Raw genomic sequence first — 24067 nt, 5'->3', positions numbered from 1 at the left:
TTTAGTTTAAATTGTTTAACAGATCCAATTGCTTTTTGGCATGGGCGGCCCATTCGCCGGCATCATGCAGCAGGTCTTCAAAAACCCGTTTCGCTTTATCTTTCTCGTTTAAATTAGCCAGAGCTATCCCCCGGTAAAGCTGTCCTTTCTTATTTTCGGGGTATTGTTCAAGTAATAGGTCAAGGTGTGCCAGCGCATCATCAAAACGGTTGAGGCCGAGGCAAAGCACCCCTGTATTTAATCTTATTTCTTCGTTTTCAGGGTCATATTCCAAGATCCGCTCATATTCTGCCGCCCCTTCATTTAACTGGCCGCTTTGCAAATAAGCAACGGCCAGGTGGTTACGTACCGCAATATCGCCAGGAAACAACATCAGATACCTGATCAGGTAGCCGGTAGCCAAGGCATAGTTTTTTATCATTAATTGGGACAGACCCGCAGTTTGCAATGCCCTGCTGTTTTGCGGGTTCTCTGATAAAACATAGTCGGCCATTTCAAAACCTTCATCATACCTCCCGGTTGAAAGATAGACCTGCGCCAGTCCCATCAATAAATTTAAACTTGTGGGGTTAAGTTCCACCGCTTTAAGCCAGCATGTTTCGGCGCTTTCCATATCTGCCGATAACATATACAGTTTTGCCAAGCCCTCCCAGGCTTCAAACTGATCGGCCTTAAGCGTAATGGTTTGCCTGAAAGCGTTTAGAGCCTTATCATACTGACCCAGCAAAACTTCGGTATTAGCCAAATTAAGCCATGCCGAAGCATTTTGGCTGTCAATTTCTAAAGCACGTTCAAACAGCAGCTTCGCTTCGGCAAATTTATTTTGCTGGTAAAACAACATTCCCCGGTTATTGAGCAGAGTAACATTGGGCTCATTTAAATCGGCAGCTTTGGCATAATACGCCTCGGCAGCTTCAAAATTGCCGTTAAGCTGCTGTATAGCACCAAGGTTTATCAGTTCGGTTAGTTGGCTTCGGTTGCTCATAACATTTCTTCTTTTACTTTATCTGCTATACCACCTGCTATATCAGAAATGCTGATTTCAGGATAGGTAACTTTAATATCATCGGTTTTCACATCAAACGGTTCGCCATCCTTATAGTGGATTGGCAGCGAAACTTTAACCTGCAGATCCGGGCCATAACTAAATGACGCAAGGTTTTTAGTCCACTCTTTTGAAATATCTGTAACCAAAAGATCAAGTTCGGCTTTAATAAATGCGTTTACATCAAACGTGAACTTAGGGTGTACCTCGATCTCGCCCAAAGCGTTAAACTCAAACCCGGTTGTGGGCGACCAGGCCAGGTCGGCAGCCGCGCTTGCCTCACCCTCCAACCCTAATCCGCCGACTATCTGAATACCACCGGTAACGCTGGCCGGGCCAATACTTAAACCAATACCAAGCGCGGCTTTTAACTTTAAACCGGCATGCGCCGGGATCACAAATTTTGCCCCACCGCTGATCCGGGTATTTTCGGGATGTGAAGGGTTAAATTCTATCTGTCCAAAAACGTCTTTGAGTTGGCCGGGGCCAACCGCGGCGTCAAAATCGAGGCCGCCATCAATAGTAGCTACGATACCTATGCTTTTAGGACCAAGCGGGATGGCGAATATGGGGATCTGGATGGTTGGTACTTTAAAAAGCTCTTTATTAATGCTCTTCTTCGGAAAAACATCAACCGCCGAAGGCAGGTCCAAACGGCCTACGACTTCAATTTCGCCGGCCGGGGTCACCCTTACACTTGCCGATGCCTGCAGCCAATCGGTAACTTTAAGCGTTAACTTACCCGATCCATAGGCGGTAAACTTGTCACCTGCCGGGCCAGATGGCGTGCCATCAGCGGCAATAGCACGGTTGGTGGCCCCTACCATCACCTCACCTGATACCCTGTCGGCAGCGTAAGATGCCTTGCCTTCAATAGTCAGCGCGCCATCGTCATATGATATTGACAGCTCTGTATTGATTTTCGGTATTTTGGGAATGGCTTTACCGCTGGCTTTAACATGGTAAATTTCGTCCGGCCCGCGTGTAACTTCCACACTGCCGCTGCCGCTTTGAATGCCCGGCATATTCTCGTCAAGAACGAAGCTGCCTCCTATAACTAAGGTTTCATTAGCGTAACTAACGTGGATCTCGGCACTTTTTACCCCTTTAATATCCGGTTCGGCAGTACCAGTAGCTGTAAACTCATTGTTTGCATAAGCTATATTAATATGGGCCGATTTGATCCCCTTTATCTTATTAGGGCCGATTCCTATCTCGCCTGTAGCAGATAAACCTCCGCCACTGCCGCCATCACCCGGCTTAACATAGTCAACCGTAATACGGGCAGGATTAAAAGTTTTGGAGTCGAAATCAAATGAACCACCCAGCGCGAAAGCCCCTGAAGTACCTGCTTTTGCATGAACTTCGCCTTTCCCGAGTTTTTTGATCTCAAAGTTCATGTTACCATCAACCGTCAAACCCGAATCGCCCAAAGTAATACCGAGCGAAGTATCTGTAATTTTAAATGGAGGGGAAGCTTGATCTCGCCGCCATCAAAAACTTTCCGGATACTTAAGCCGCTGCTATTTATGATAATATCAATATCCGCATTGTCGATAAGTGGAATGGTTGTATGTACTTTTCCTTTTGCTTCAAGCTCGCCATCATCACTAAAGCCGGCTTCAGAGAGTTGAACAGGACTTAAGGCCTTGACCTGCGGACGTAATTTATCTAAAATGTCTTGTCTCGAAACGTATCCCCCGTACACCCCCGGAATAGGATTCAATGTAAAACTTTCAGTAATCTTGTCGGCAGTTTTACTGGTTTTAAACATGGTTACTGTTATGCTGCCGGCTCCACCCTGTTGCATAATATCTGTTTGGGGGTCATAGGTAACAGAATCGATATTGGCAGTATACTTTTTTGAGTTTTGAAGTTTAAAAGGCCCTTTTTTAGGCATTTTGATAGCTTTGCTCCGCCTCTCATTCAAAAACAGGTGTACAGTATTGGTATCTACAAGCTCTTTTAAAATCTTATCATCTTTGCCGGGCACTAAAAAGCGCATACCGTTGAGATGCTCTCCCTTCTGAATTTCAGAAAGCGAATATTTTTCCTGGTCGCCCACACTGTCCGGCGATCCGGCTTTATTTAACTTTGCAGTGGTGATACTGTAATTATCTACAATGCCCTGTACCGACAGACCTTTTACTTTTTCAGGGTCCTTGGCTTTCTCGGCTTTAATAGTTTCTGTCTACAGCACTTTTTATATTGGCCTGAATAGTGCCGCCTGATGAGCCGTTAATTTTTTGGGAAAGAAGCCATAAGTTGCCGATATCGTTATCGGCCCCTCCAATTTGCAACTCTACTTTATGGTCAACTTCAAACTCATGCATTTGCCCCGCCCGCCGCCAGTTAGGCCTTACCGACCGGGTCCTTATCTCATCGGGATTACCAAACAATATGCCCCCGGTAACATTGGTTTTTGATACCATGAAATAAGTATTATTTCCCGCGGGAGATGTCCCGCCATTTGGTAACTCAACCTTTTTCAGATCATCAAACTTTTTCCCAAAGCCGGCATCTGTAGCTGCATCTTTTTCCCAGGTAGCCAAATGTTTCCCGCTTCTTGTCGTTTTTTTAAACGAGTAATCGGTTTTAGATGGCATCATGTCATATTTAAAACCTGGAATATCTATTTTCTCAACCTTTATAGTTTTATTGGTTTGGTCAATTTTATCATCACCAGTGTGCGCCTTGGCTTTTCCACTTTCTGCAACGCCGGTTTCCGCCCGTTGAATAACCCCTTTCTTTTTAACACCATTTCCACCCTGTTGTACCGTATGCGTCACCTCATGCGCTAACAAGTGCTGCCCCGATTTACTTTGCGGATCATATTTACCAGCCCCGAAATAAATATCATTGCCGTGGGTAAACGCCTGCGCCTGTAAATCGTTACTTAATCCGGCGGCTTCACTGTTATTATGGATCCGTACCGCACTCAGATCTGCACCCATTGCACCTTCCATTTCCTCGCGGGTATTGGCAGGCAATGGCTCGCCGCCGCCTTTGCTGCATTCGATCTTTTGTTGCGTTTGTGGAGATACATCCGGAGCGGCCGACTGGCTGCTGCGTTTTAATGTATTCCCCTCGTTGGGATCGCCATCACTTTCAAAAACGGGACGACGCTGTAATTCTTTATCGGCTCCGTTCTGCTCTTTTTCCTGTTTATCTTCCTTCTTATCTTCTTTCTTTTGCACAGCGGAGGTAGCTGCATTAGCAGGACCCGTGGTAGTAGTAGAACCAGTTGCAGCGTTGGCTACGGTTTTAGGCTGATTAATATGCTGAACAACTTTATCAGCCACCTGGTCGGCCTGCCGTTCAAAATGATCGCCAGGTTCATTCACCGTCATTTTACGCTGAACCTTATTCCCTTCAAAAAAGGGCGCTTCCTGCACCTGTTCAACATCATGAGCGGCAGAGAAAAAGGATCTTTCCCTGCCCCCTGCTTGTTTGCGGGCTGGTTTTGTTTGGTGTTTGCAGGTGCTGCCTTTTGCGGTGTCTTCATTGCCATTCCACGTAAAAAGGTTCATTCATCCAGGGCAGTTTAACTACGCCAATGCCCCATGGCAATGATGAAAGCAGGATATCCAGGTCCATCCGCTCTACAATAAGGCGGGCAGGCTGTTCTGCTTCAATCAGTTTCCCCTTGCGAATTAAGAATGCCTCGCGCAAGCCGCCGGGCGATGTATTTTTTAATGCTTTCCAGTATTTTATCACGGTTCGGAGCATATTGTCGCCTTCATCAAGCATGCGTTGGGGTATTTCAACTTCACGTTCCAATGGCTCGTCAAGTGGCCACCGGCATAAAAATTTTTCAAAATAAAGGTCATATTCAAAAGCGTTCACATTACCGGTACCTAAATAGTGCAGCAGGTGAACGGCCAGTTGCCTTGCAGGCAGATCAACAAAATCGTTATCCTGCAGCAAGCCGAAATCTTTAAAGAAATACTCCAAAAAGGGGTGCAGGATCACCAAACCGGCCTGAGTTACATAAGTCCCGGCAATTTCTTCTTCTTTTTTGAGCTTGTTTCCGGAGTATTATCGGGCGTGGTTATAGGCTTATTACTTTGTAGTAGCGGTTTATTTTCTGTCGATTGGATAAACGCTTCTGCAACTTGAATAAAGTTCGTTGCTGACAATGAAGTCGTGTTAGCTGACTCTCCCAATATTAAAGTGGCTAACTTTTTCAGAATTGTGCTATCAACAGGTAATTCATCAAGGCCTATGCGGAGGGATATCCTCAGCAAAAGTTTTTCGATGATATACTCCTTGTTACCGGTAAGTTCTGCCAATGACAAACCTGTACGGCCATCTGTTGACTGGCTGCTTATCAAAGCCTTAATTTCGACTATAGCAGCGTCAAGTCTTTTTGGAGTTTATGTACATCTATATCCAGCAGAACCGCTGCAAGCTTTTTAATAAACGCTATACCAAACTGGCTAAAGAACCTGCGTACTGTAAGCTGTGAGCCTTTAAAAAGATTGATAAGTTTTGATTGATAAGTTCGATCTTTTGTCAACAATTCTGACAGTTCACTCAACCAAACATTTTCCTGCTGTAGCCATTCTGTTGCAGCCACTGCGTACCAAGGAAGCCTGCCCGTGTTAAGGAAATAAACAAATACATTAAAGGCCTGCTGCTCTTCAGTAAGCAATGAATAGCTTATCTCGTTATCTGGCACATCACCTACGGGTAATGCGGCAGGATTTAAAACCGGCTCAAGCACCTTAGCAAGGCTTGCCTGCAATTGTTCAAATACATCCTCCAGTTTACCCGAGCCCAAGTCAAGATCAATCTTATCTATCAAAACATGGGCAGGCAGATCCATATCATCCAGCAATTGCTCCAGTTTTTTGAGCAGCACCTGTTCAAAGTACCGCACGGCCTCGTCCTGCACCTTTTGGGCAGTGCTTCGATGCGATACTTCTATATCAAGTACCAGCTTATGGATGATATGTGTGCTTCCTGCCATAGCTCAACATTATTTAACAGTGCCCGGATCTGTAGTACCCGGATCTTTTTTGATAATCTTCGAAGCTATTTTGGGTGCCACAGGAGTTACAGCCGGATCTGTCTTCGGTGTAGCCGCCGGTGTTACAGTTGTACTCGTTTTAATCACAGATGGGTCTACCGTTGGTGTTGGTGTTACCGCAGGTGTATCCCTAACTGTAATCACCGGCGGTACAGTAGTACCCGTTGGCGGCGTAGTAACCACAGGCGGAACTTTAGTAACTACCGGTGTAGTGGTTTCCGGCGGCAAGTGGGTAAGTACCGGAGTGGTGGTTATAGGAGGCAAAGCAACAGGCGGCGTAGGCGTAAACACGGCACGACACTTCTCAAACTTACCATTCACTGCTGTAAGTGTAATAACTGTATTACGGCCACGCGGAAACTGGCGCATATCAAACACTTTTACTGTGTTTACCTCATTACTGGTAGTTCCATCGTCAAATGTCCATGTAAACTTGAAGCTGCCCGGATTAGGTGTTTTATTTGTTAAAGTAACCGTAGCAGCACCTTTTTCATTATCCATAGTTACCTTATAGTCAAACGAAGCCTGCGGATGCTCATGGATTATGAGCATACAAGCAGGAACCGGTTTGCCGTTCACCATAAAGTCGTTGATGCTGACATCATAAGGCCCTTTCGATGGATCAACAACCCACTGGCTGCCCAGCAATTTCACAGCATCTCCCGCTATTTTTGAGGTGATAATCCCTGTTGCGGGTTGTACGGCAGTGAAGTTTATATTACCCTCATCTGAACAAACTTCGCTGGCGGCTAACTGCAGGTCTACAGGTTCCTCAGGAATCTCTACTGTAATAGAAACCTGCTCAGAATCGGTACAATCATGGTTATTGGCAGATAAGGTGAACGTAAGCTTGCCATCAGGGAATTTGGCACGAAGATCAGCATATTGGAAGGTAATGTTATCATCCGGTGTGGTAAGGTTAGCATGTACCTGTCCATCGGGCATTGTCCATGTGTAGGCAAATGTATCACCTGCTGCCTGATTGGTTGTAGCTGTTAGCTGAATAAATACGGCAAACTGGGTTGTATCACTTATGCTGGCCGCAGGTTTAACAGCCGGGTGTTTAAACACGGTAATAGTGCAATCGGTTGGCTGATCATTTACCGTAAATTTAATCTGCTGACCAAATGCACCGTCTTTAACTTTAGTTGTATCAAAATAGGTTATTGCGTCTTTAGTTACTACTGTAGTTTCAAAACCAGCCGAGGCTTTGATAACGCCATCAGCCGGGCTAACTTTAAACTGCAGCAACCCTTCGTCAGAACATGCTACGGCTTTCGGTAAACTAAGTCCTACCTGTGGCTTAGGCATGATAAATGCTACCGGCGGACAATCGGAACAGCACATATACGGCAGGCAAAAATCGGCAAATACTATATCTTCGGGCACATCGGGGTTAGCGGCCACAGCCCGTGATTTACCAAGATCGATAGCTAAGGCCCGAGTTTTACTGATAACATCAGCTTCAATTGTTGGTGTAAATTTACGCGGCGACTGTACCTGATAAAATTTCACAGCGGCGGTAATATCTTCAAAGTTGCTATTCTGAGCTATGAACGTCATCGCGTCGGCATCACTTGCAAAACCTTTTACAAACTGAGGGTTAGTCTGAAGAGCCTTTAACCTGTCATCGAGCGAAAGTGTATTTGGAGGTATTGTTGGGCTCGGGGTAGTCATGGTAGTTGCGTACACCATTACAAATGTGCCACCCGCCGGCACACCGGCCAAGTGTTCTAAACCAGTATGATTTGCAGCATAGGCCGAAAAAGTAAGCTGAGCCAACAGCTTGGCTTTCCGGTCCTGAATTTCTTTTAAAATAACGGCAAGCGCCTGGCCTGCGCAGCAGTTTTCAGACAAGCGCCACAATTGCAGCTCGTAATCATCTTCATACCCCTTACGCACATAATCGGCTTTGGCAAAAATCTGGCGGCTTTTTACGCTTGCCGATTTTACCTCGTTGCACAGGTCATCTACCCGCGCCGAGAAGTTAGTAATAGTGTCATCGTCAATATCAACCAGCCTGTTGGGTAACCATTGGCTTATATTCCGGGTACCAGCAATCACACGCACCGGAATATCAACAGCGATAGCCTGCTCATAAGAGCCGGTTGCCGATGTGTCAATAGCTTTGCCGGCAGCATCTGCGTAATCAGAAATACTTACAGCCCCGCCCTGCCTGCGGATCTGATCCAAATAGGAGCCAACACTGTCCTTTGCTACATTGATATTATTATCAACAGCATTGATACCGCCATTAATCAGGATATTACTGATACTTTTATTGATTGCAAGGTCGCTGGTTACCTGCATCCGTGCTCCTGGTATTGCATCTGCCGTCTCAACAATTTTGGCCGCGGCCATCCTCACTTTGGTAGCACCGGCATCAGCTGTAACGGTATCAGTTGCCTGCGCCTCGTTGGCGAATGACAACTGCTGCTGAGCTGCCTGTGCTTTAATTTCGTCTGCAAGTACGTAGCCGGTTTTAGTATCAAAACTCGAAAAAAACTTACTTACATCGCTGTAAAGGCAGTTTTGCTCGGCCTGGAAAGCCCTTAATGTAGCTTCCAGATCATTAAATTGACAGGCATAATCATCAATATTAATATCACTAAGGGTAACGTCCCCCAGCCTGATGGCCACTACATCAAATGGCAGGTTACTGTCCTGCCTGATCTTATCAACCGCGGCAATAGCCTCGGTATATTTTTTACCGATATGCCCTTCAATCCTGAAAAAATTATTGGAGTCGATTGAATAGGCCAGCGGGTTTACCACCATATCATTTGCAGGCGAATAAGCTCCGGCATTATAACCAAGTATCAGCTTATCTGTACCCTGCAGCCACCGGCTATAACTCCATTTTTGAGCCAGGTCAATCGGTTTGCCGTAATAAAAAGGGATAGCCCTTGCCTCTAAAGGTTTACTGTTATCGGTAGATGGTGTTATTTTCACCACCGGGCTCGGAGGCAGCGTAAACCCGCTGCTCATAACGTTCAGCCTGTCGAGCAGGTTAATAGCAATGTTCAGCTTATCTTTATTGGCGCTGATAGCCGGTGAAGCATAAAACTTATGGCGATAAGGCGTTGGCTTGGCCGTTGGTGTAATATTTAAAGCACCCAGCATAATATGTTTGGGGAAAGCATAAATATTGGGGCAGCACTGGTAAATGATATCCGAAAGTATGGCCCTCAATTCATTATAGCCGGTTAACAGGTCCTTATAAAAATCATACAGGTACTGTGCCTGCATTGGGGCTGTAGCTTTGCTTAACGTAGTATTGATGTTGGCAACAATGCCTGTAATAGGATAAACAGATTGCGGATCGAGCGCAAATTTGAATGTGTTGTAGAGCGTTTGAACAGCACTTGATAAACCACCGGCGCCGTCATTTGCAATTTTTGAAAAGGCAGCGGTAAGCGCTGATGATGAAGCGGTTGTTTGCGTGTTAAAGAACACGCGTTTTGCAGCTAATACAGGAGCATCAAAATAGGCATTATAAGCGTTGAAATACTTTTTGTAAATATCATCATAAATAACCTCCGAACCGGTTTGCTCAATGATCTGGTTCATATCAGCCTGGGCAATGAGCAACACTTTGGGTTTGGCTACCTGCTTGCGGCCCTGGTTATCACAATCAATAGCGGTACAGGCATCGGGATCCTTAGAGTAATATTCCAGGTAAAGCAGGCCGTACATTTCAGTTAGTTCCTTACCGGCCTTTGATTTAAAATTGGTAAGGGCAAAACTATCAACCGGGAAAGCGCCTTTATCATCGGGCGTTACCAGCTCCCATAAAGCCATTTGCGCGGCATCGGTGCCCATGGGATAAAACGGCGGGTATTTGATCAGCGAATTATCATAGGCCCTGAAGTTTTTATAGGTTGTTTCGGGCATATAAAGCAAATCGCCGTCGGTAGTTACGCCGCAGCCCTTGCCTATGGTTATGCCGTTGGCGTCGCCTTTGAAACTTAAGCCGCATACCAGGCCAACACCAATTAAACAGGTACGGGTAAGGCGCTGCTGATCTTCAAAAAACTCTACAATATCATTCAGCTGTTTGGCTGTAAGCACCTGGCTGTCAACAAAGGAGTTATACTCTAAAGTTATATCGGTGAGCTTTATGTTGGTTACTGGTGGCATGGCTTTTTCATTTAGGTTTTAACTGTTATTATTTGTGCCGCCCTGCAAGGTGCCAAGGCTGGTTTTGTTCAATATTATCGGGTTGGTTTCCTGGGTGTCGTCATTGCAATCACTTAGCTGGCCCTGCTGATAAACAGTGTACAGTTTTTCAATCACGTCGATGAATTTGCTGTTCAATACCGGATCGATAGGCGTATCCGTACTTATCGCTATGTGTTTGGCTGCAAGCCAGTCTTTATAAACTGCTTCAAAACCAACCATCTGGTCATGTCCGATGAAACAGATCCGCGGCAAAATATGAGCGGGCGTTTCGGTGCGGATGAGCCGCTCGGCATAGGTGCGGAAAGCTGTGTTACGTAACCTTACGCTATATCCCGGCAGTATCACACAAACCCGGAACGAGTATGGATCAAGCGGCTCACAGTACACGCCATTAGGATCAAGGCATACCGGCATAAACTGGTGATGAGTGCTGTCATCGCCGGTATAATCAAATGGCGGGCGCAGCAGGATATTTTCTATCACGTACATGCCCTCCATCTTGAAATCGTTTTGCATAAATTTGATGATGAACGCAATCTCGGTTTCGATGGCGGCGGCGCTGAACTCCATATCATTATGGGTAAGCAAAGTACCTGCGGAGTTGGCTATATTATAAACATACTTACCCGCGGTAGCTCCTGGACTTAAGCGGTAATTTTCCCTGTCGCAGGCCAGCACGGATACCAGGCCAAGATCTTCATAAGCATCTATCTCCTTCAGGAAGTTGGCATTGCCTTTAAATTTAACTACGCCAAGCTGCGATATTGTCCAGTTGTAATGCAGGGCATCGGCCTTAAACAAAAGGTAATCCTCAACGCTTAGCTGTTGCATTTTATAGTTAGAGAAACCGAGCAGCATTGAGATCCGCTTTTCCATGCCCGATACATTCACCAGTTGCTGATCCGGTGTTTTGGTATTGTACAAATCCATCCCGCTGCCGCGGCAAATGCTCATCTGGTCATAGTCTTTCAAAAACTTAACCTTATGCCTGATGATGTTGCGCTGGTAATCTTCGCCGTAAATGCGGTACATTAAAAATACGTACTCGTTAAACTGCTCGGCAAAACGGGCCAGCAAATGGTCGAGGAATTTATTTTTCCGTTCGGGATAGTTATCCTGCCCGGTTTCTTTAATTACATCATCAACCGTTTTCTCCCATTGGGCATAACCATCCAACAGCTTTTCCGCATCGCGGATGCCATTTACCGTATTACTGAAATAGGTTTTGCGGATGCTGTCATCGGCAGTAAGCAAAATCCTGGCATTTGAAAGCTGGGCGAAGTAATTGGCCAGCACCTGGTCATAAAACAGCAGGTAGCCTTTAAGCTGTAAGGCCAGCGACCTTTGCTCAGTTGTAGCAGTATCGGGCAGGCCCAGCGGCGAGATACCGTAATTTTCAGGAAACTGATTTTGCAGGGTTTCATAGTGCCCTATATCCCTGTAATCGCCTTCGGGTACCGGCAAATCAACTATCTTTTTAGCCTCTACATTGTCCTGCCAGTCTTTCCGAAGCTGGTTTAGATCGGCCTGGGCTTCGGACTGTTTCAGTTCGATAGGCACCACATCCTTGTAAAAGGTAAATGATGAATTGGTTTCGCACAAAACAGACTTATGCCCCTCCTGCACACAAAGCAACCATTCATTCGATTTATAGATCTTATCGGCAACCTCGCTCTGCGGCGCGGTACAGCCACAAAAACCAAAGGAAATTCTTTTCACCAATCGTACACCGTCAATTTCCATGATAATGCGGTACAGATCAGATAGGCGCACCTCTGTACGCAATTGCGAGGCCGCAAGTTCGGCCGGGATGATAAACCCTTGTTTAGCAAATTTGGCATCAATACCCTGCAGGTTTTCAAAATCAAGTACCGGGCCCTCAAAGATCTCGTCGGTCTGCATGCCTTTATCCAGCAATTCTTTAAGCAGGTAAAATTTAATATCGGGTGTAAGGTATTGCTCTATATTAAACATGATCTGCGCCCAGATCATTTCAGGATCGGCCTGGGGCTGAAGCTCAATTTCGGCACATATCACGATCTCCTGATTTTCAACGGCCTTTACCTGGTCAAGATCCTCACACAATTCGCGGAAGTAATGGTATACCGATTTTATTTGTTTGATGATGTCATCCTGTTTGGCTTTGATCTTGGCTGCATCGCCCCCCAATTCAGGAAAATCCTCAAAATCTATCAGGATATCGTTGATGCCTTTTAAATCGAATTTAACCTCTTTACCGGTCAAGGCATTTTCGCCGGGTTTGGCGTAACGAAGCAGCGGTTTACCATCAGGTTGTTTATAGTTGGCTATAATACTATGGGGCGATTTTTTGATCCAGGCATTCCGTACACCATCTATCCGCACAAATAATTGACGGTAGTCGTCGGGTGTAACCGGGTAAGTGGGCAATATTTTTATGGCAGATAAGAACTGCTCATGCATACTGGTGGTATTGTCATGATCAACCGCTAAAATATTTTCAACGGGCAGGGTAATGCGGTAGTTCAAATCAGTGAGTGCATAGCAAAGCATCTCCAGCGTGGTAATACCTGGGTCATGCACATTATAATCCGACCAAATGGCACTGGCCAGGTCGCGGATATGCTGCATACCTTCGGTGCGCAAAGTATTATACTCGGGCCCAAGGCTGGTATCAATTTGTTTCGGTATGGTTAACTGATCAATCATGGGCATGTAGGTATGGTTTTGGTATCAATTAAATGTTGCTTTGCCGATACAAGGATTGCCTTTGAATTGCCTGCCTCCAAAACATCGGGGTTTGCGGGCCCCGATGCTGTGAAGTACATCTTAAAATCAGCTATATAATCAACATAGGATAGTTCTTCAATAAAGCGGATCACCACACTTTTGTACAGGATGCCGCCAAAATCAATATCGGCATTACGGTTAAAAGCCCAAGGCGACAGGTAATTAATCACATCGGTGTTCAACCTGGCTGCATATAGGTTTTCATCCAACCCGAAGTAAAATTTCACCTTAAAATCAAGGATCACTTCTTCGTAATCAGGATTAATAGCCAGCAGGTCAACATGCATAGAGTTTAATCCCGACAGGTATTTGGTAATCTCGCTCAGGGTATTTTTGCTTACGCGAGGTTTAAATGGATCAAAACTGATCTGGTTACGGATATCAGGTATGGCTACTACCCTTACGCTCCCCGGGGCAACTTCAATATTATCGTTGGTATGGTTAAGGCATTTAACCCTAAACACCTGCGGAAACTGCGCCATTACCAGGTGCTCATAATCCCAGATGGTGATAGCCCGGTGTTTATGCCTCAGCCGTTCACTTACCCTCAGGCGGAAAGCGCCATCATCCTCCGGCAGCAAACCGCCAAACGAAGCATATGGCTGAGTAACCGATTTGATTTGCGGCAGCCTGTCGACCAGTTTGCTGATTGTACCTGCGGGCAACCCGGTTTCCAGGTGCGAAAGTTCATTATCATTATCGGCAAATTCGGTTTCGGCAGCCTGGATATGTACGTTGATGAATTTACAAACCGAATCTATCGTTACTGCAGTTGGCAGTTCAACCCCAAGCCAGGTGAGGCTTTGGTTTAGGAATGTATTGTTGGTTGTAGCGCCTTCGGGGATTAAAAACTTGATGATCCCCGAGCGCAAAAAATCATTGGTATCGTCGCTGATGATATTGCTTTTATCCAAAGCAAGCCATTCATTGCCTGATAAATAATACCATTTAGGTTGAATAGTATCCGAGAACGACGGCGCAAGCGCGTCTTCACTGCCCTCGGCTACCTGGAAAAGAATACTGGCTACAGACCCCGTTTCAATACCTGCAATACCTATGTAAAAAGCTGCAAGATCAGGAGCTTGCGGTATGGCTGTAATATTCCCGTCGATAAGCCCGTGATATTGTTTTTTGAGGAAAGCATGCTGTTCGGCCTGGCCAAATGGTGTTTCGTGAAAAAATTGGACGTTATGGTTCACGTAATCAGCCAGCAGACCAGGGTTATCATTACTGCCGGTCAAATCATCAATCTTATTTTTAGCCGATGCCTTGTAATCGAGCTTTAGCGATGCTATTTCGGGAGTATAGGGTTCTTTAGGAATAAGCGCGGCCCTTGTTGTATCTGTCATGGCAGCGGCAAACAATTGCGGATATATACTATGCATAAAATCCTTTACAAGGCTTATAAGGATATAATTATCCTTAACTCCTGCTGAGAAATTTTCGGTTTGTGTTTGAAGTGTGGTAGCAGTTTGCTGAAAACCAACAAAACCCAGCACCGGGAAAAACATCTGCATTGGTTGCACATACTGTTGCACCAATGCCTTTTCGGCCTGTGGCCAGCTACCCTGCTTAAAAGAGCCCGATACATTAAAATACAGGTATTTATTAATAAAATAAGGTGCGGGATTTACCGCTTGCTGAACGCCATCCGGCTTAAGTGTAAAGGTATTATCGAGCACATTGATCTCGCTGCCTTCGCTTGGGAACAATGCACCGTTTTTGATGTAGGCTACTTTTGCTTTAAAATCACTTTTGGCAGTTACCTCCCTCGAAGTCCCCGTAGTATCTGAAGCCTCATTACTGGCGTTAATGTTATATGCACCGGGGCTTAACGTTGACTTGAGATAATCTGTACGATAAGCCGTATAATAACTTTTCAGATCATCAGGTACGCCTTTCCAATCTATATGAGGCGTAATTTCTGTCCACTCTTTTTGAAAAATCTCAGTACTGCCGATGTATAGGGTTGAGCCAACTTTTGGCAGTGCGCCAAAGGCAAAAAAGGGCTTTGATGGGTCAACTTTACCGTTATCATTTTCAACGGCCAGGTTTTTCATGCCTTTCACAGTCACATCTATCTGCACATTATTGAGCTTAGCTTTACTCAGCGCGATATAAACAGGATAGGCATTATCCTGAACACTCATCAGCAGCCGGATTACCGGGAAATCGGTTTTATAATTTTCTTTATGAATAGCCTGATCATAGGGCACAACAGCCTTAGCCTTTGCCGGTATATTAACAGTAATAATAATTTGCTGCTGATTAACCTTAAAGGCATCTGTAGTTGGAAAATCGGCCTGCAGCCACTCTTTTTCGGATGTTAAAAAAACCTTAAACAGTTGGGCAAGCAGTGCAGGATCAATAGTACCGAGCCCCGAAAAGTTGAGTGTTAAAGTTATGGTACGGTCACCCTCGCTCATGAGCAATACTTTTGATGCAAAAGCAAAGCCCATTGATGCCGTTGGCCAGCTCTTGCTGCCAAAAGGGTTCCACTTAGGTACATCATCTTTAAAAGGCGTACCCAAACCATCGGCCGAAAAAGTAACATCGGCATAGGCTACCTTCTTATCCGCAGGCGATTGGTACCAGCTTTTCATAGCCGCTATAGTGGCGCTGTTTACAGCCAGCTCTGCGTTTGTTTTAAAAACAACCGGTTTGGGTTTGGGGCTTTTATCTTTACCGGCATCAAGTGATGTGCCTTCCGGCAACAGGAAACCGGTGAGGTTGCGGGCAAGCTCAAATATTGCATGTACCTTATCGGGTACTTCGGGGCGGTTGCGCAGCTGCAATACCCGTTTAAAATAAAAATCAAGGTGCCGGCCGGTAAACTGATTCAATGCATCTTCCGAATGCTGTAAAAGCATAATGAAACACATAAACAGGGCCAGATGCGGTTCAACATCGCTTTTGATACTTGAGTCGGGAAAACCCAGGCCGGCATTCTGCATTTTAACCTCAACCTGCTTCAAAAATCCTGCAGCGCTTTTTTATCCTGGATGAAAAACGGTTTCCAATCGCCCTGGGGGTAATTGCTGTCTTTCAAGGTATAATAGTTTATTTTATCGGCATAAGCAGCAGCGAACGTCAGCCAGTCTTCCATGCCCAATTCCTCAATTGGGGCACTTGCTGGGTCAAGCGCTTTCAGGAAGCGCTGTGACTGGCTTGAGCCATCACGTTGAAGCGGATTTTTATCGTTACAGGCCATGGTTAGTTCTTATTGGTTGGTAGTTATGCTGGTAATGTCATTTTTATAATAAGGGAACACATAGTTGTACCTTGAATTGGTGGTACGTACCGTGTAATTGAGCTTAATAAGCAATATCCCTTCGTTATCCATACTGGTGTCAACCTCGGTGCTGTTGAGCGTTATCCTGGGTTCAAAATACAGTACGGCGGTTTCAATCAAATCTTTGATATAGGTTTTGAGGGTGAGGTTTACAGCCTCAAAAACTATCTTTTGTAAATCGCACCCGAAAGTTGGCTGCATAATGCGCTCGCCCAGCCGGGTGCTGAACAGTATGCCCAAACTGCTTTCAATATCGGCCTCGTCGGTAAGCATTTCAACTTTACCGGCAGCCTTGTCAAAGCTTGGCGGGAAACTCCATCCCCTGCCTATAAAAGGTATTTTTGGTTCCATTGATCAGCCTCCGATTATTACTGTTGGGCAGCCTAACACTATTGATCCGCCATGGGCTGTGCTATCGCCCATGCGGGCAGCGGGTTTCCCCCTATCAGCACCGTTGCCGAACCCATGATTATCGAGTCGGGCGGACCGGCGCAGGTACACATATCGCCCACGCATACGGCCGGCATACCACCAATGAGCACCGTTGGTACCCCCGGCCCTATTACCGGCCCGCCTACGTGAGGCGAAGGCCCGTTGAACATAGGGCATACGTGCATATCGCCTATCCTTGCTGCTGCTGCCATTTTTTGTTATTAGTTTATTTGTACAATTGAGCCTTTCAGTGCCGCCGTACCGCTTGATTTTACTTCTACACTCGCTGATCCCTCTGCCGAAAGGGCGGTATTGGCTTTCAGGCCCAGGTTCATCCCTTCGGCGTTAAAATCCTGCTGGGCTTTAAGCACCAGTTTGCCCTGGGTTTCGATGGTGATGCCATCGCTGTTCATTTTTATCGAGTTATTGTTCTCATCCTTTAACTCAATCGCCCCGGCGTCTTCATCCATAGTTATCTTTTTCCCGGCCGGCGTTTCAATGGTTACTGATTTTTTATCGTCATCAAAAATTAGCTTCATTTTGCTGCGGGTTACAAAACCCTTTTGGTTGTTAGCATCGGCCGCGGTTAAAGGAGCAGTTTTGTTGCTGCTGTTAAGCATACCCAGTACCACCGGCTTACGAGGATCGCTGTTTAAAAAACCAACAATTACCTCATCCCCAACTTCGGGCAAAAAGAAACTTCCGCGTTCCTTTCCGGCATCTAAAGTTGCTACCCGCGCCCAAATCCCCTGATCATCAGCGCTGATCACCGGCATACGTACCAGGATGCGGCATTCGCCATCGGGATCACTTTCCAATTGGGTTACAACGCCAATCTGCAAACCGGGCACTGCCTGGATCAAAGCCGAAGCGGGCTTTATACTGGTTTCAAACTTTTCGGTAAACCACTGCGGATCCAAACCAAACTGTACTTCCAGTTGCCAGTCGCCGGCCGAGATATGATGCTGAATGTGGCTTACAAAGGTGTTGCCGTTAAACCTATCGCTCAGATTACTGAGCTTAATGATCATTCCCGGTTTCACCGTATGAATGCCTTTAAACTTTACCCTGCCCCGCACTTTTGAAAGCACCTGTTTTTGCTTGAGCGATGTTGCCCAGGCCTGCAACTCGGGCTGTGAAAGCTTGCCGCCATGGTTAAGCTGATATTTACTTTCATTAAATACGCCAGCCAGATCATCACTTGTCAGATTGCCGTTCAGTTCGCCCGATGGCGGATTAGCATCAACCTTTTCAATTTCCTGTGATGCCGGGTTCCAGGTGCGGCCTGTTATGGAGGGGAACTGGATCCGTGAATCAATCTCGGCATCCAACTCCAGCATGGTTGCGCCAAATGATAATTCCACAACCGCGGCGCCGCTTATTTCCGGCTTTTTGATGGAGAGGGTATTATCATCGGTATAAACCAACATCCCGTTCAGCTCGGCTCGACCGGTTATAAAATCCCAGTCGGTGGCTTCGTATTGCACCAGGTCGCTGGTGGTGATGTTCATATCGGCAACATCGATGCTTAAACCGCTGTAAGTGCCAGCTATAGTAGTTATAGCATCGCTGTCCTTCACGTTTTCGCCAAAGTACTTGCTGTGGCGGGCAAGTGTCATGGCAATGGCCTTATCGCGGCATTCGATAACCAGTTGCGAGCCGCTGTTGCGCAGCTTGATACTGTGTTTAATAACCACACCTTTAAACAGCGTATAATTATCCGATTCGTAACCACACAAAATCTCGATGTTTTTACCCGGCACAAACAAGTCGCCATTGCTGGCATCAAACTTTTGGGCCGAAGTGTCACCATCAATGATCACCAGTTTAGCGGCGGCTATCCGGTTAATGCCTTTATCAATCACCATAGCCTCCACCTGCATGGTGCGGGGTATCTCGGTGCCCTCAATTTTTACAATCGGGGTAACAACGGTACTTGACCGGGTGGTTTCTATGGTGCGGCTATCTGCCATGATCTGTTATTGATTTAATGGTGGAAATTTGAGCTTTGTGCCTGTTTTAAGGTACCTGAAATCGTTGAGGCTGTTTGCCTGGGCGACTTCTATGTAATACTTTGAATCGCCGTATATCTGGTAGCAGAGCAGCGGCAATGTGTCCCCTTCGTTAATTACCCTCACTTTTGTTAAATCGGGCGACTGGGCATTTTCTTTAGCTACCCGCTTTTTATCCTCAACCGAACCAATGAACGAAGCTTTTACAATGGCCCTGAGCGGGCGGCCCTGGCTGTCAAACAGTTTATAACTGATATCCATTGTTTCCAGCGCACCGTCAAACTGAAGCGTTCCCCAATAGATACTTACAAACCTTGGCCGGTGCTTATCGCCCTGGTATTCGATGATGAGCTTTTGCAGGTTATCGATATCCTCGTCAACCCCTAACTCACCGGCGGTGGCACCATTGATTACCCCGGTACGATCAAACATCAGCTCGAAATCCATCTTCTGCGGCTCAATCTTGGAAAACTTGGGCAGCTTGCCCGAGGTTCCCTGCGCCTGCTTGTCAGAATACTTGATCTCGATCTTCTGGCTATAGCTTTCGGGGTTAACCTGCACCGTCATAGAGCCTTCTTCATTTTTGCTCTTCGGATCGGACCAGGCCACGATCTTCATTTTGGTTACGTTATCGGCCATCAGCGTTCGTTTTTATTTTTCAAAATCTCCAGTATCTGTTCTACGCACTCGGCAATGATCTCATCTTTATCACCGCCTCCGCCGCCACTACCGCCACCGCCACCTGAGGGCTTTGAATCCTGTTCGGCAGGGCTTTGGTTTACGCTCACGCGGATGTTCAGTTCTCTGATCTCAATTGGCATAACATCAGGTTTGAAGGGTGTAATACTGGTATTGCAGCTCAAAGCTTTCAATAGCGATACTGTTTTGCTCGGCATTCAAATCGCTCAGGCTCCATTTTTTGGGCCAGGCCTGCACTACGTTCCAGGTTAAAAGCGGATCATGTTCTTCGTTAAGCAGGCTTACGGTCAGGTCTTTGGGTTCGATAATAAAATTATTGAACACGTTATTGCACCAATCCATCAACAGTTTTGATTCGGTAATGAGCCCTCGCTTCAGCACCAGTGCCGGAAACTTGGCCCTTACCGGCAGCGCGTGTTCAAAACGATTTTCGCCGCCCTCCTTCTTGGATTCTGTTTCCATCTCCATGGATAGGCCCGATACGTTTTGGAACCGGCTGTCGATTTCTTCATCGCCAATGCCCGTAAACACCACCTTAAAGTGAAAACCTAAAGGCGGATAACCCGATTTAGCGTCGAAGGCCATGATTAGCCGTTTTTGATGGTTAAACCTTCGTGCGCAACCTCAAGCGTTTCAATTGCAGCCTCGTTGGCATCTGCTTTCAAATCGGCCGACTGGATCTTAACCGGGAAGGCATTTTTAACCGACCAGGTAACTACCGGCTGATGCTCTTCGTTAAGCAAATTAATGGTAAGGTCGCGGCGATCTATCTGGTTTAGTTTTACGGTGTTCATCCAGTCATAAAACTCGTTATCATTAGCAAATGTGCCGCGTTTCAGGGTGATGTTACCGTATTTGCGCATGCCGGGCATTTTTACCTTATTGTATTCCTTACTGCTGCCTTCGCGGTATTCAACCACTTCGGTTTCAATTTGTAAGCCGGTTACTTCGGTAAAACCGATGCGTGTGCCACCCCAGTCAACCTGGAAATGGAATTTGGGTAGAGGATAATTTGCCATTTTATTTGTTTTAAATGAAATTCATTGATTTATATTGAACCTATTAATTAGCTTCACATCAAGTAGTTAATAATGAATCTGGTAGATCTAAGCTTTATGCATTCCGCTTTAAGCTTTTATATAATTAACTCTCCTGCATTTTGTGTGAGAAGCGGAGGATGATGAACTCGGCAGGCCTTACTACAGCCATACCAATTTCAACTATCATGCGGCCCTCCAAAATGTCGAGTGCGGTCATGGTTTCGTTAAGGCCAACGTGTACAAAAAATGCGTCTTCGGGTTTAGCGCCCTGTAAGGCCCCGGCACGCCATTGCAGCGTTAAAAAGTTCTGGATCATTACCCGCACCTTTGTCCAGGTGTTAGCATCATTGTTCTCGAATACAAAAGGATAAGTAGCCTTTTTAACTGATTCTTCAACCATGATAAAGAAACGCCTGACAGGGATATAGCGCCATTCATTATCATTACCTGCTAAGGTACGCGCGCCCCAAACCAAAGTGCCCCGGCCCGCAAAAGCCCTGATAGCATTGATTGATTTACCCGTAGCCGTAACGTTCATATCGTCCTGGTCGCTGTTATCAATTTTCACAGCGGGGCCTATGACATTGTTAAGGCTTACATTGGCAGGTGCTTTCCAAACACCCCGGGTACCGTCAACATTGGCATACACCCCTGCTATTGCCCCAGATGGCGGAATAGTGCTCATTTTAAGCGTTATTGCCGAGTTAGCAGCGCTGAAAAATACGTTGCCCGAGAATAAAGCCTGCTCAGCAAGGTTTTCATAAAACAGGGCACCGTTTATTAATGCGCCGAAACCAGTTAAAATAGTGGCAACAGTATCCTGTAATGCCTGTACAATGGAAAGTGCACCGGCTGCATCTTTGGTAAAATTATCTGCATTGGCAGCTATTGCCGCATAGGTTGAATTGGTTATCCATGCTGTATTATCTAATACCGAATAAACAGGTGTTGGATTACGACCGGCGGTTGTATTAGCAGCCACCTTGGCATTTTTTTCGTAGGCAATGAGGTTGGTGATGGCAGCGGCAAGTTTTGCATCTTTGCTCAATGCATCAATATCTTTGCCATACAACGCACCAACAGCGGGTGCATCTTTTGCCTTTTTACCCGCGGTAACAATGGCGGCCAACAAATCAAGGTAACTGGTTAACTGTACATCGGGAGTTACATTTTGAGCAATATTATTTGCCAATGCGGTTAACTTTGACTTAACTGCATCAACCCCGCCTACCCTCAACGCAGTAGCGTCGGCGGCGTTACTAAATACAGATCCGATTACTTTATCAGTATCTTTGATAGCATTTTGCAGGTTGGTTACCAGCGCCTTTTCATCAGTGCTTTTTGAAAAACCATCATAATTGGTGATCTTGGCCGGTACCCCTGCATTGTTCCAAAACTCCATCTGCCTGAAATCAACATTGACATCATAAGTGGTTATGATCCAGGGATAATAAGCCGCGCCGTAATTGAGGTTATTGATCCCTATCGAGCTGCGGAAGTTGTCAATAGGCTTATTGCTAACATCCTGGCGTTTATCGCCCTGCAGCACATCAAGTATCGAGAACCTGTCTTGCATAGAAGCGCACAAGCCCAACGCTTTGGTTTGCAAACCGCTAAAAGCAACAAGGTCGGGGTTACCGCCGCTTACCAGCTCAACCGCATCAGGAAACAGGATCAGTGTAGGCTCATCCTCGGCCGATAGGGTATCGATACCTCCTGATATGGGTGGCGCTGTTACTGCAGATGAAAAATCTCCTACCGAAACGATATAACACGGTCCGCCGCCGTTATCAAAGTACTGCCTGAGCGATACATACAGGTGAAACCGCTTATCGGGTACCACATTCAGGATCTGGTTTGTAGCCGGGTTAACAGTAACCTTAATGGTTGCCGGTACATAGCCGCCGCCAAATAAGCTTTCAAACTCCAGCAACGATTTTATGCGGGTTGGTACATTTACCAATGATTTGCCTTCAGGAGTTAATGCAAAAGCTGTAAAACCTATAAAGGCGGGTATAGCGGTTTCAACCTGGGCAACTGATGGCGGAAACAGTGCAATCTCCTGCACGTAAACTCCGGGTGTTTTATAAGCCATGACTAATTGATTTAAGATTGAACCATTTTATGACTGAAACGAAGAATGATAAACTCGGCCGGACGGACCACAGCCATGCCTACTTCAACAATGAGCCTGCCTTCCAAGATATCCAACGAGGTCATGGTTTCGCCAAGGCCAACGTGTACAAAGAAGGCATCCTCAGGCTTGGCGCCCTGTAAAGCTCCCGCACGCCATTGCAGTATTAAAAAGTTGGCTATCATACCGCGTACCTTTGCCCATGTATTACCATCATTAGGCTCAAATACAAAGGGTTGGGTTGAGTTTTTAACCGATTCTTCAACCATGTTAAAGAAACGCCTTACGGATATGTAACGCCATTCGTTGTCATTACCTGCCAGCGTACGTGCTCCCCAAACCAATACACCCTTGCCCGAAAATGCCCTGATGGCATTTACCGATTTACCGGTGCTGGTAACATTCATATCTTCCTGGTCGGCATCATCAATTTTTACCATTGGGGCTGCTACCATGTTAAGGCTCACATTTGCCGGCGCTTTCCAAACACCCCGCGTATTATCAACAGAAGCGTATACACCTGCTATTGCCGCTGCGGGAGGTAAAATAACCGAGAACAGGCTGGTTTGCTGTTTGATATAATTATACAGATCACTGTTTAAGTGATAGATAGAATTGGCTGTGTTGGCATCATCGCGCAGAACGGCAGTGGCCGGAAAATCCGTTGGTGTAACGCCTGTTCCGGAAACGATCAGTTGTTTGCTTTCATTGCTGAAATAGTTGATGCTGGTTTGCAGCCATGGATAATAGGCAGCACCATAACTAAGGTTATTAACCCCAATAGCCGTACGGAACGCAGTTGCGATATCGCCAAACGCTTTTTCCCTTTATCGGCTACCGCCACATAGGGGTCAATAAGTACTACCCTATCCTGCAGAAATGCAGCCTGGGCCAATGCTGCGGTAAACAAGCCATAATAGTCTGCAGGTGCGGTAAGGGTTACGGCATCGGTAAACAGCAAGATTGTGGGCTCATCTTCCTTTTGAACCGCGGCAAGCGCGTTTCCAAGCAAAGCTTTGTCAACATTAACAGCTGCACCAGTTTGGCCTGCTGAAACAATGTAACAAGGGCCGCCGCCATTGGCAAAGTAAAGCTGCAGGCAATAGTACATCCTGAATTTCAAGGCTGCGTAAGGATCGTCAACCGCGGCATCAAATGAAAATACACCGGCCGCCTTTTTGATCTTGATACCGGTTGCTGTTCCGGTTGTGGTGAACAGGGTATCCTCGGCAAAACCAAAGATCTGCTCATACTCTTTAAGCGATTTGATCCTGACAGGGTTGTACTGCAGCGATGCCCCGTTATAGCTAATATTTTGTGTATAGCCTATAAAGGCCGGGATAGCCGTTTCAACCTCGGCTACCGATGGAGGTAGGAGTGGAATTTCTTCCACGTAAACACCCGGAGTTTTGTATGTTGTTGCCATATTA

22 protein-coding genes are annotated in these 24067 nt (G+C 46.1%); 1 reads left to right on the top strand and 21 read right to left on the bottom strand.

Annotated features, from left to right (window positions below; all coding sequences use genetic code 11):
* Window position 1 precedes the first annotated feature (1 nt).
* The 20 genes from ACRQ5D_RS19035 to ACRQ5D_RS18940 form a co-directional block, all read right to left on the bottom strand.
* Window positions 2-985, bottom strand: a complete 984-nt coding sequence (locus tag ACRQ5D_RS19035; RefSeq protein ID WP_091171206.1) for a tetratricopeptide repeat protein — start codon at window positions 983-985, stop codon at window positions 2-4.
* The gene (locus ACRQ5D_RS19030; protein ID WP_432326248.1) at window positions 982-2478 is read right to left on the bottom strand and encodes a hypothetical protein; all 1497 of its coding nucleotides are present in this window, start codon (window positions 2476-2478) and stop codon (window positions 982-984) included. The genes ACRQ5D_RS19035 and ACRQ5D_RS19030 overlap by 4 nt, the downstream gene beginning before the upstream one ends.
* On the bottom strand, window positions 2460-3110 hold the full coding sequence (locus ACRQ5D_RS19025) for a hypothetical protein (protein WP_432326247.1): 651 nt from the start codon (window positions 3108-3110) through the stop codon (window positions 2460-2462). Before ACRQ5D_RS19025 ends, ACRQ5D_RS19030 begins: the two co-directional genes overlap by 19 nt.
* A 112-nt stretch (window positions 3111-3222) precedes the next feature.
* Complete coding sequence (locus ACRQ5D_RS19020; RefSeq protein ID WP_431200191.1) at window positions 3223-4575, bottom strand: DUF4157 domain-containing protein; 1353 nt, start codon at window positions 4573-4575, stop codon at window positions 3223-3225.
* Window positions 4547-5017 (bottom strand): contractile injection system tape measure protein, encoded by a 471-nt coding sequence (locus tag ACRQ5D_RS19015; protein ID WP_432329810.1) that lies wholly within the window; start codon window positions 5015-5017, stop codon window positions 4547-4549. The genes ACRQ5D_RS19020 and ACRQ5D_RS19015 overlap by 29 nt, the downstream gene beginning before the upstream one ends.
* 14 nt (window positions 5018-5031) lie before the next feature.
* Window positions 5032-5379, bottom strand: a complete 348-nt coding sequence (locus ACRQ5D_RS19010) for a hypothetical protein (RefSeq protein ID WP_432326245.1) — start codon at window positions 5377-5379, stop codon at window positions 5032-5034.
* Window positions 5380-5393: 14 nt separating this feature from the next.
* Window positions 5394-6017 (bottom strand): contractile injection system tape measure protein, encoded by a 624-nt coding sequence (locus ACRQ5D_RS19005; RefSeq protein ID WP_432326243.1) that lies wholly within the window; start codon window positions 6015-6017, stop codon window positions 5394-5396.
* Between the two features lie 9 nt (window positions 6018-6026).
* The gene (locus tag ACRQ5D_RS19000; RefSeq protein ID WP_431200190.1) at window positions 6027-10217 is read right to left on the bottom strand and encodes a hypothetical protein; all 4191 of its coding nucleotides are present in this window, start codon (window positions 10215-10217) and stop codon (window positions 6027-6029) included.
* Between the two features lie 18 nt (window positions 10218-10235).
* The gene (locus ACRQ5D_RS18995) at window positions 10236-12947 is read right to left on the bottom strand and encodes a hypothetical protein (protein WP_091171191.1); all 2712 of its coding nucleotides are present in this window, start codon (window positions 12945-12947) and stop codon (window positions 10236-10238) included.
* Window positions 12944-15982, bottom strand: coding sequence for a baseplate J/gp47 family protein (locus tag ACRQ5D_RS18990; protein ID WP_432326240.1), 3039 nt, complete (start codon window positions 15980-15982; stop codon window positions 12944-12946). The genes ACRQ5D_RS18995 and ACRQ5D_RS18990 overlap by 4 nt, the downstream gene beginning before the upstream one ends.
* A 17-nt stretch (window positions 15983-15999) precedes the next feature.
* Window positions 16000-16239: a hypothetical protein gene (locus ACRQ5D_RS18985; protein ID WP_432326239.1), complete on the bottom strand. Its 240-nt coding sequence runs from the start codon at window positions 16237-16239 to the stop codon at window positions 16000-16002.
* Between the two features lie 9 nt (window positions 16240-16248).
* Entirely contained in the window at window positions 16249-16671 is a 423-nt protein-coding gene (locus ACRQ5D_RS18980; RefSeq protein ID WP_091171184.1) for a GPW/gp25 family protein, read from the bottom strand.
* A 38-nt stretch (window positions 16672-16709) separates the two neighbouring features.
* On the bottom strand, window positions 16710-16964 hold the full coding sequence (locus ACRQ5D_RS18975; RefSeq protein ID WP_431200189.1) for a PAAR domain-containing protein: 255 nt from the start codon (window positions 16962-16964) through the stop codon (window positions 16710-16712).
* 9 nt (window positions 16965-16973) lie between these two features.
* Complete coding sequence (gene vgrG, locus ACRQ5D_RS18970; RefSeq protein ID WP_091171176.1) at window positions 16974-18725, bottom strand: type VI secretion system tip protein VgrG; 1752 nt, start codon at window positions 18723-18725, stop codon at window positions 16974-16976.
* A gap of 6 nt (window positions 18726-18731) precedes the next feature.
* Window positions 18732-19403 (bottom strand): CIS tube protein, encoded by a 672-nt coding sequence (locus tag ACRQ5D_RS18965; protein ID WP_091171174.1) that lies wholly within the window; start codon window positions 19401-19403, stop codon window positions 18732-18734.
* Window positions 19403-19585, bottom strand: a complete 183-nt coding sequence (locus ACRQ5D_RS18960; RefSeq protein ID WP_091171172.1) for a DUF5908 family protein — start codon at window positions 19583-19585, stop codon at window positions 19403-19405. The genes ACRQ5D_RS18965 and ACRQ5D_RS18960 overlap by 1 nt, the downstream gene beginning before the upstream one ends.
* 4 nt (window positions 19586-19589) lie before the next feature.
* Window positions 19590-20048 carry a phage tail protein gene (locus ACRQ5D_RS18955; protein WP_091171169.1) on the bottom strand — a complete coding sequence of 153 codons (459 nt, stop codon included), beginning with the start codon at window positions 20046-20048 and terminating at the stop codon, window positions 19590-19592.
* A 2-nt stretch (window positions 20049-20050) separates the two neighbouring features.
* Window positions 20051-20482, bottom strand: a complete 432-nt coding sequence (locus ACRQ5D_RS18950; RefSeq protein WP_090524162.1) for a phage tail protein — start codon at window positions 20480-20482, stop codon at window positions 20051-20053.
* 124 nt (window positions 20483-20606) lie between these two features.
* Window positions 20607-22598, bottom strand: coding sequence for a phage tail sheath C-terminal domain-containing protein (locus ACRQ5D_RS18945; protein ID WP_091171165.1), 1992 nt, complete (start codon window positions 22596-22598; stop codon window positions 20607-20609).
* Window positions 22599-22609: 11 nt separating this feature from the next.
* A complete protein-coding gene (locus tag ACRQ5D_RS18940) occupies window positions 22610-23092 on the bottom strand; it encodes a phage tail sheath family protein (RefSeq protein ID WP_432326236.1) in 483 nt (160 codons plus the stop codon).
* Between ACRQ5D_RS18940 and ACRQ5D_RS18935 the strand changes: the two genes are divergently transcribed.
* Window positions 23091-23219, top strand: a complete 129-nt coding sequence (locus tag ACRQ5D_RS18935; RefSeq protein ID WP_432326234.1) for a hypothetical protein — start codon at window positions 23091-23093, stop codon at window positions 23217-23219. The two genes, ACRQ5D_RS18940 and ACRQ5D_RS18935, sit on opposite strands and share 2 nt — an antisense overlap.
* 109 nt (window positions 23220-23328) lie before the next feature.
* Here the strand turns inward: ACRQ5D_RS18935 and ACRQ5D_RS18930 are convergent, their stop codons facing one another.
* Window positions 23329-24063 carry a hypothetical protein gene (locus ACRQ5D_RS18930; protein ID WP_432326232.1) on the bottom strand — a complete coding sequence of 245 codons (735 nt, stop codon included), beginning with the start codon at window positions 24061-24063 and terminating at the stop codon, window positions 23329-23331.
* Window positions 24064-24067 lie beyond the last annotated feature (4 nt).

This window comes from Mucilaginibacter sp. P25, assembly GCF_050859465.1.
GTDB lineage: Bacteria > Bacteroidota > Bacteroidia > Sphingobacteriales > Sphingobacteriaceae > Mucilaginibacter > Mucilaginibacter gossypii.
This window is presented reverse-complemented; position numbering and strand designations above follow the sequence as displayed.

What these genes read in the sequence shown, in the direction of transcription:
- ACRQ5D_RS18945 (WP_091171165.1), bottom strand. Translation starts at nt 22,598, where the DNA reads ATGGCTTATAAAACACCCGGAGTTTACGTGCAGGAGATTGCACTGTTT.
- ACRQ5D_RS18955 (WP_091171169.1), bottom strand. Translation starts at nt 20,048, where the DNA reads ATGGCCTTCGACGCTAAATCGGGTTATCCGCCTTTAGGTTTTCACTTT.
- vgrG (WP_091171176.1), bottom strand. Translation starts at nt 18,725, where the DNA reads ATGGCAGATAGCCGCACCATAGAAACCACCCGGTCAAGTACCGTTGTT.
- ACRQ5D_RS18990 (WP_432326240.1), bottom strand. Translation starts at nt 15,982, where the DNA reads ATGCAGAATGCCGGCCTGGGTTTTCCCGACTCAAGTATCAAAAGCGAT.
- ACRQ5D_RS18950 (WP_090524162.1), bottom strand. Translation starts at nt 20,482, where the DNA reads ATGGCAAATTATCCTCTACCCAAATTCCATTTCCAGGTTGACTGGGGT.
- ACRQ5D_RS19035 (WP_091171206.1), bottom strand. Translation starts at nt 985, where the DNA reads ATGAGCAACCGAAGCCAACTAACCGAACTGATAAACCTTGGTGCTATA.
- ACRQ5D_RS18960 (WP_091171172.1), bottom strand. Translation starts at nt 19,585, where the DNA reads ATGCCAATTGAGATCAGAGAACTGAACATCCGCGTGAGCGTAAACCAA.
- ACRQ5D_RS18935 (WP_432326234.1), top strand. Translation starts at nt 23,091, where the DNA reads ATGTTAAGGCTCACATTTGCCGGCGCTTTCCAAACACCCCGCGTATTA.
- ACRQ5D_RS18985 (WP_432326239.1), bottom strand. Translation starts at nt 16,239, where the DNA reads ATGGCCTGTAACGATAAAAATCCGCTTCAACGTGATGGCTCAAGCCAG.
- ACRQ5D_RS18965 (WP_091171174.1), bottom strand. Translation starts at nt 19,403, where the DNA reads ATGGCCGATAACGTAACCAAAATGAAGATCGTGGCCTGGTCCGATCCG.
- ACRQ5D_RS19000 (WP_431200190.1), bottom strand. Translation starts at nt 10,217, where the DNA reads ATGCCACCAGTAACCAACATAAAGCTCACCGATATAACTTTAGAGTAT.
- ACRQ5D_RS18975 (WP_431200189.1), bottom strand. Translation starts at nt 16,964, where the DNA reads ATGGCAGCAGCAGCAAGGATAGGCGATATGCACGTATGCCCTATGTTC.
- ACRQ5D_RS18930 (WP_432326232.1), bottom strand. Translation starts at nt 24,063, where the DNA reads ATGGCAACAACATACAAAACTCCGGGTGTTTACGTGGAAGAAATTCCA.
- ACRQ5D_RS18995 (WP_091171191.1), bottom strand. Translation starts at nt 12,947, where the DNA reads ATGATTGATCAGTTAACCATACCGAAACAAATTGATACCAGCCTTGGG.
- ACRQ5D_RS18980 (WP_091171184.1), bottom strand. Translation starts at nt 16,671, where the DNA reads ATGGAACCAAAAATACCTTTTATAGGCAGGGGATGGAGTTTCCCGCCA.
- ACRQ5D_RS19020 (WP_431200191.1), bottom strand. Translation starts at nt 4,575, where the DNA reads ATGAACCTTTTTACGTGGAATGGCAATGAAGACACCGCAAAAGGCAGC.
- ACRQ5D_RS19005 (WP_432326243.1), bottom strand. Translation starts at nt 6,017, where the DNA reads ATGGCAGGAAGCACACATATCATCCATAAGCTGGTACTTGATATAGAA.
- ACRQ5D_RS18940 (WP_432326236.1), bottom strand. Translation starts at nt 23,092, where the DNA reads ATGGTAGCAGCCCCAATGGTAAAAATTGATGATGCCGACCAGGAAGAT.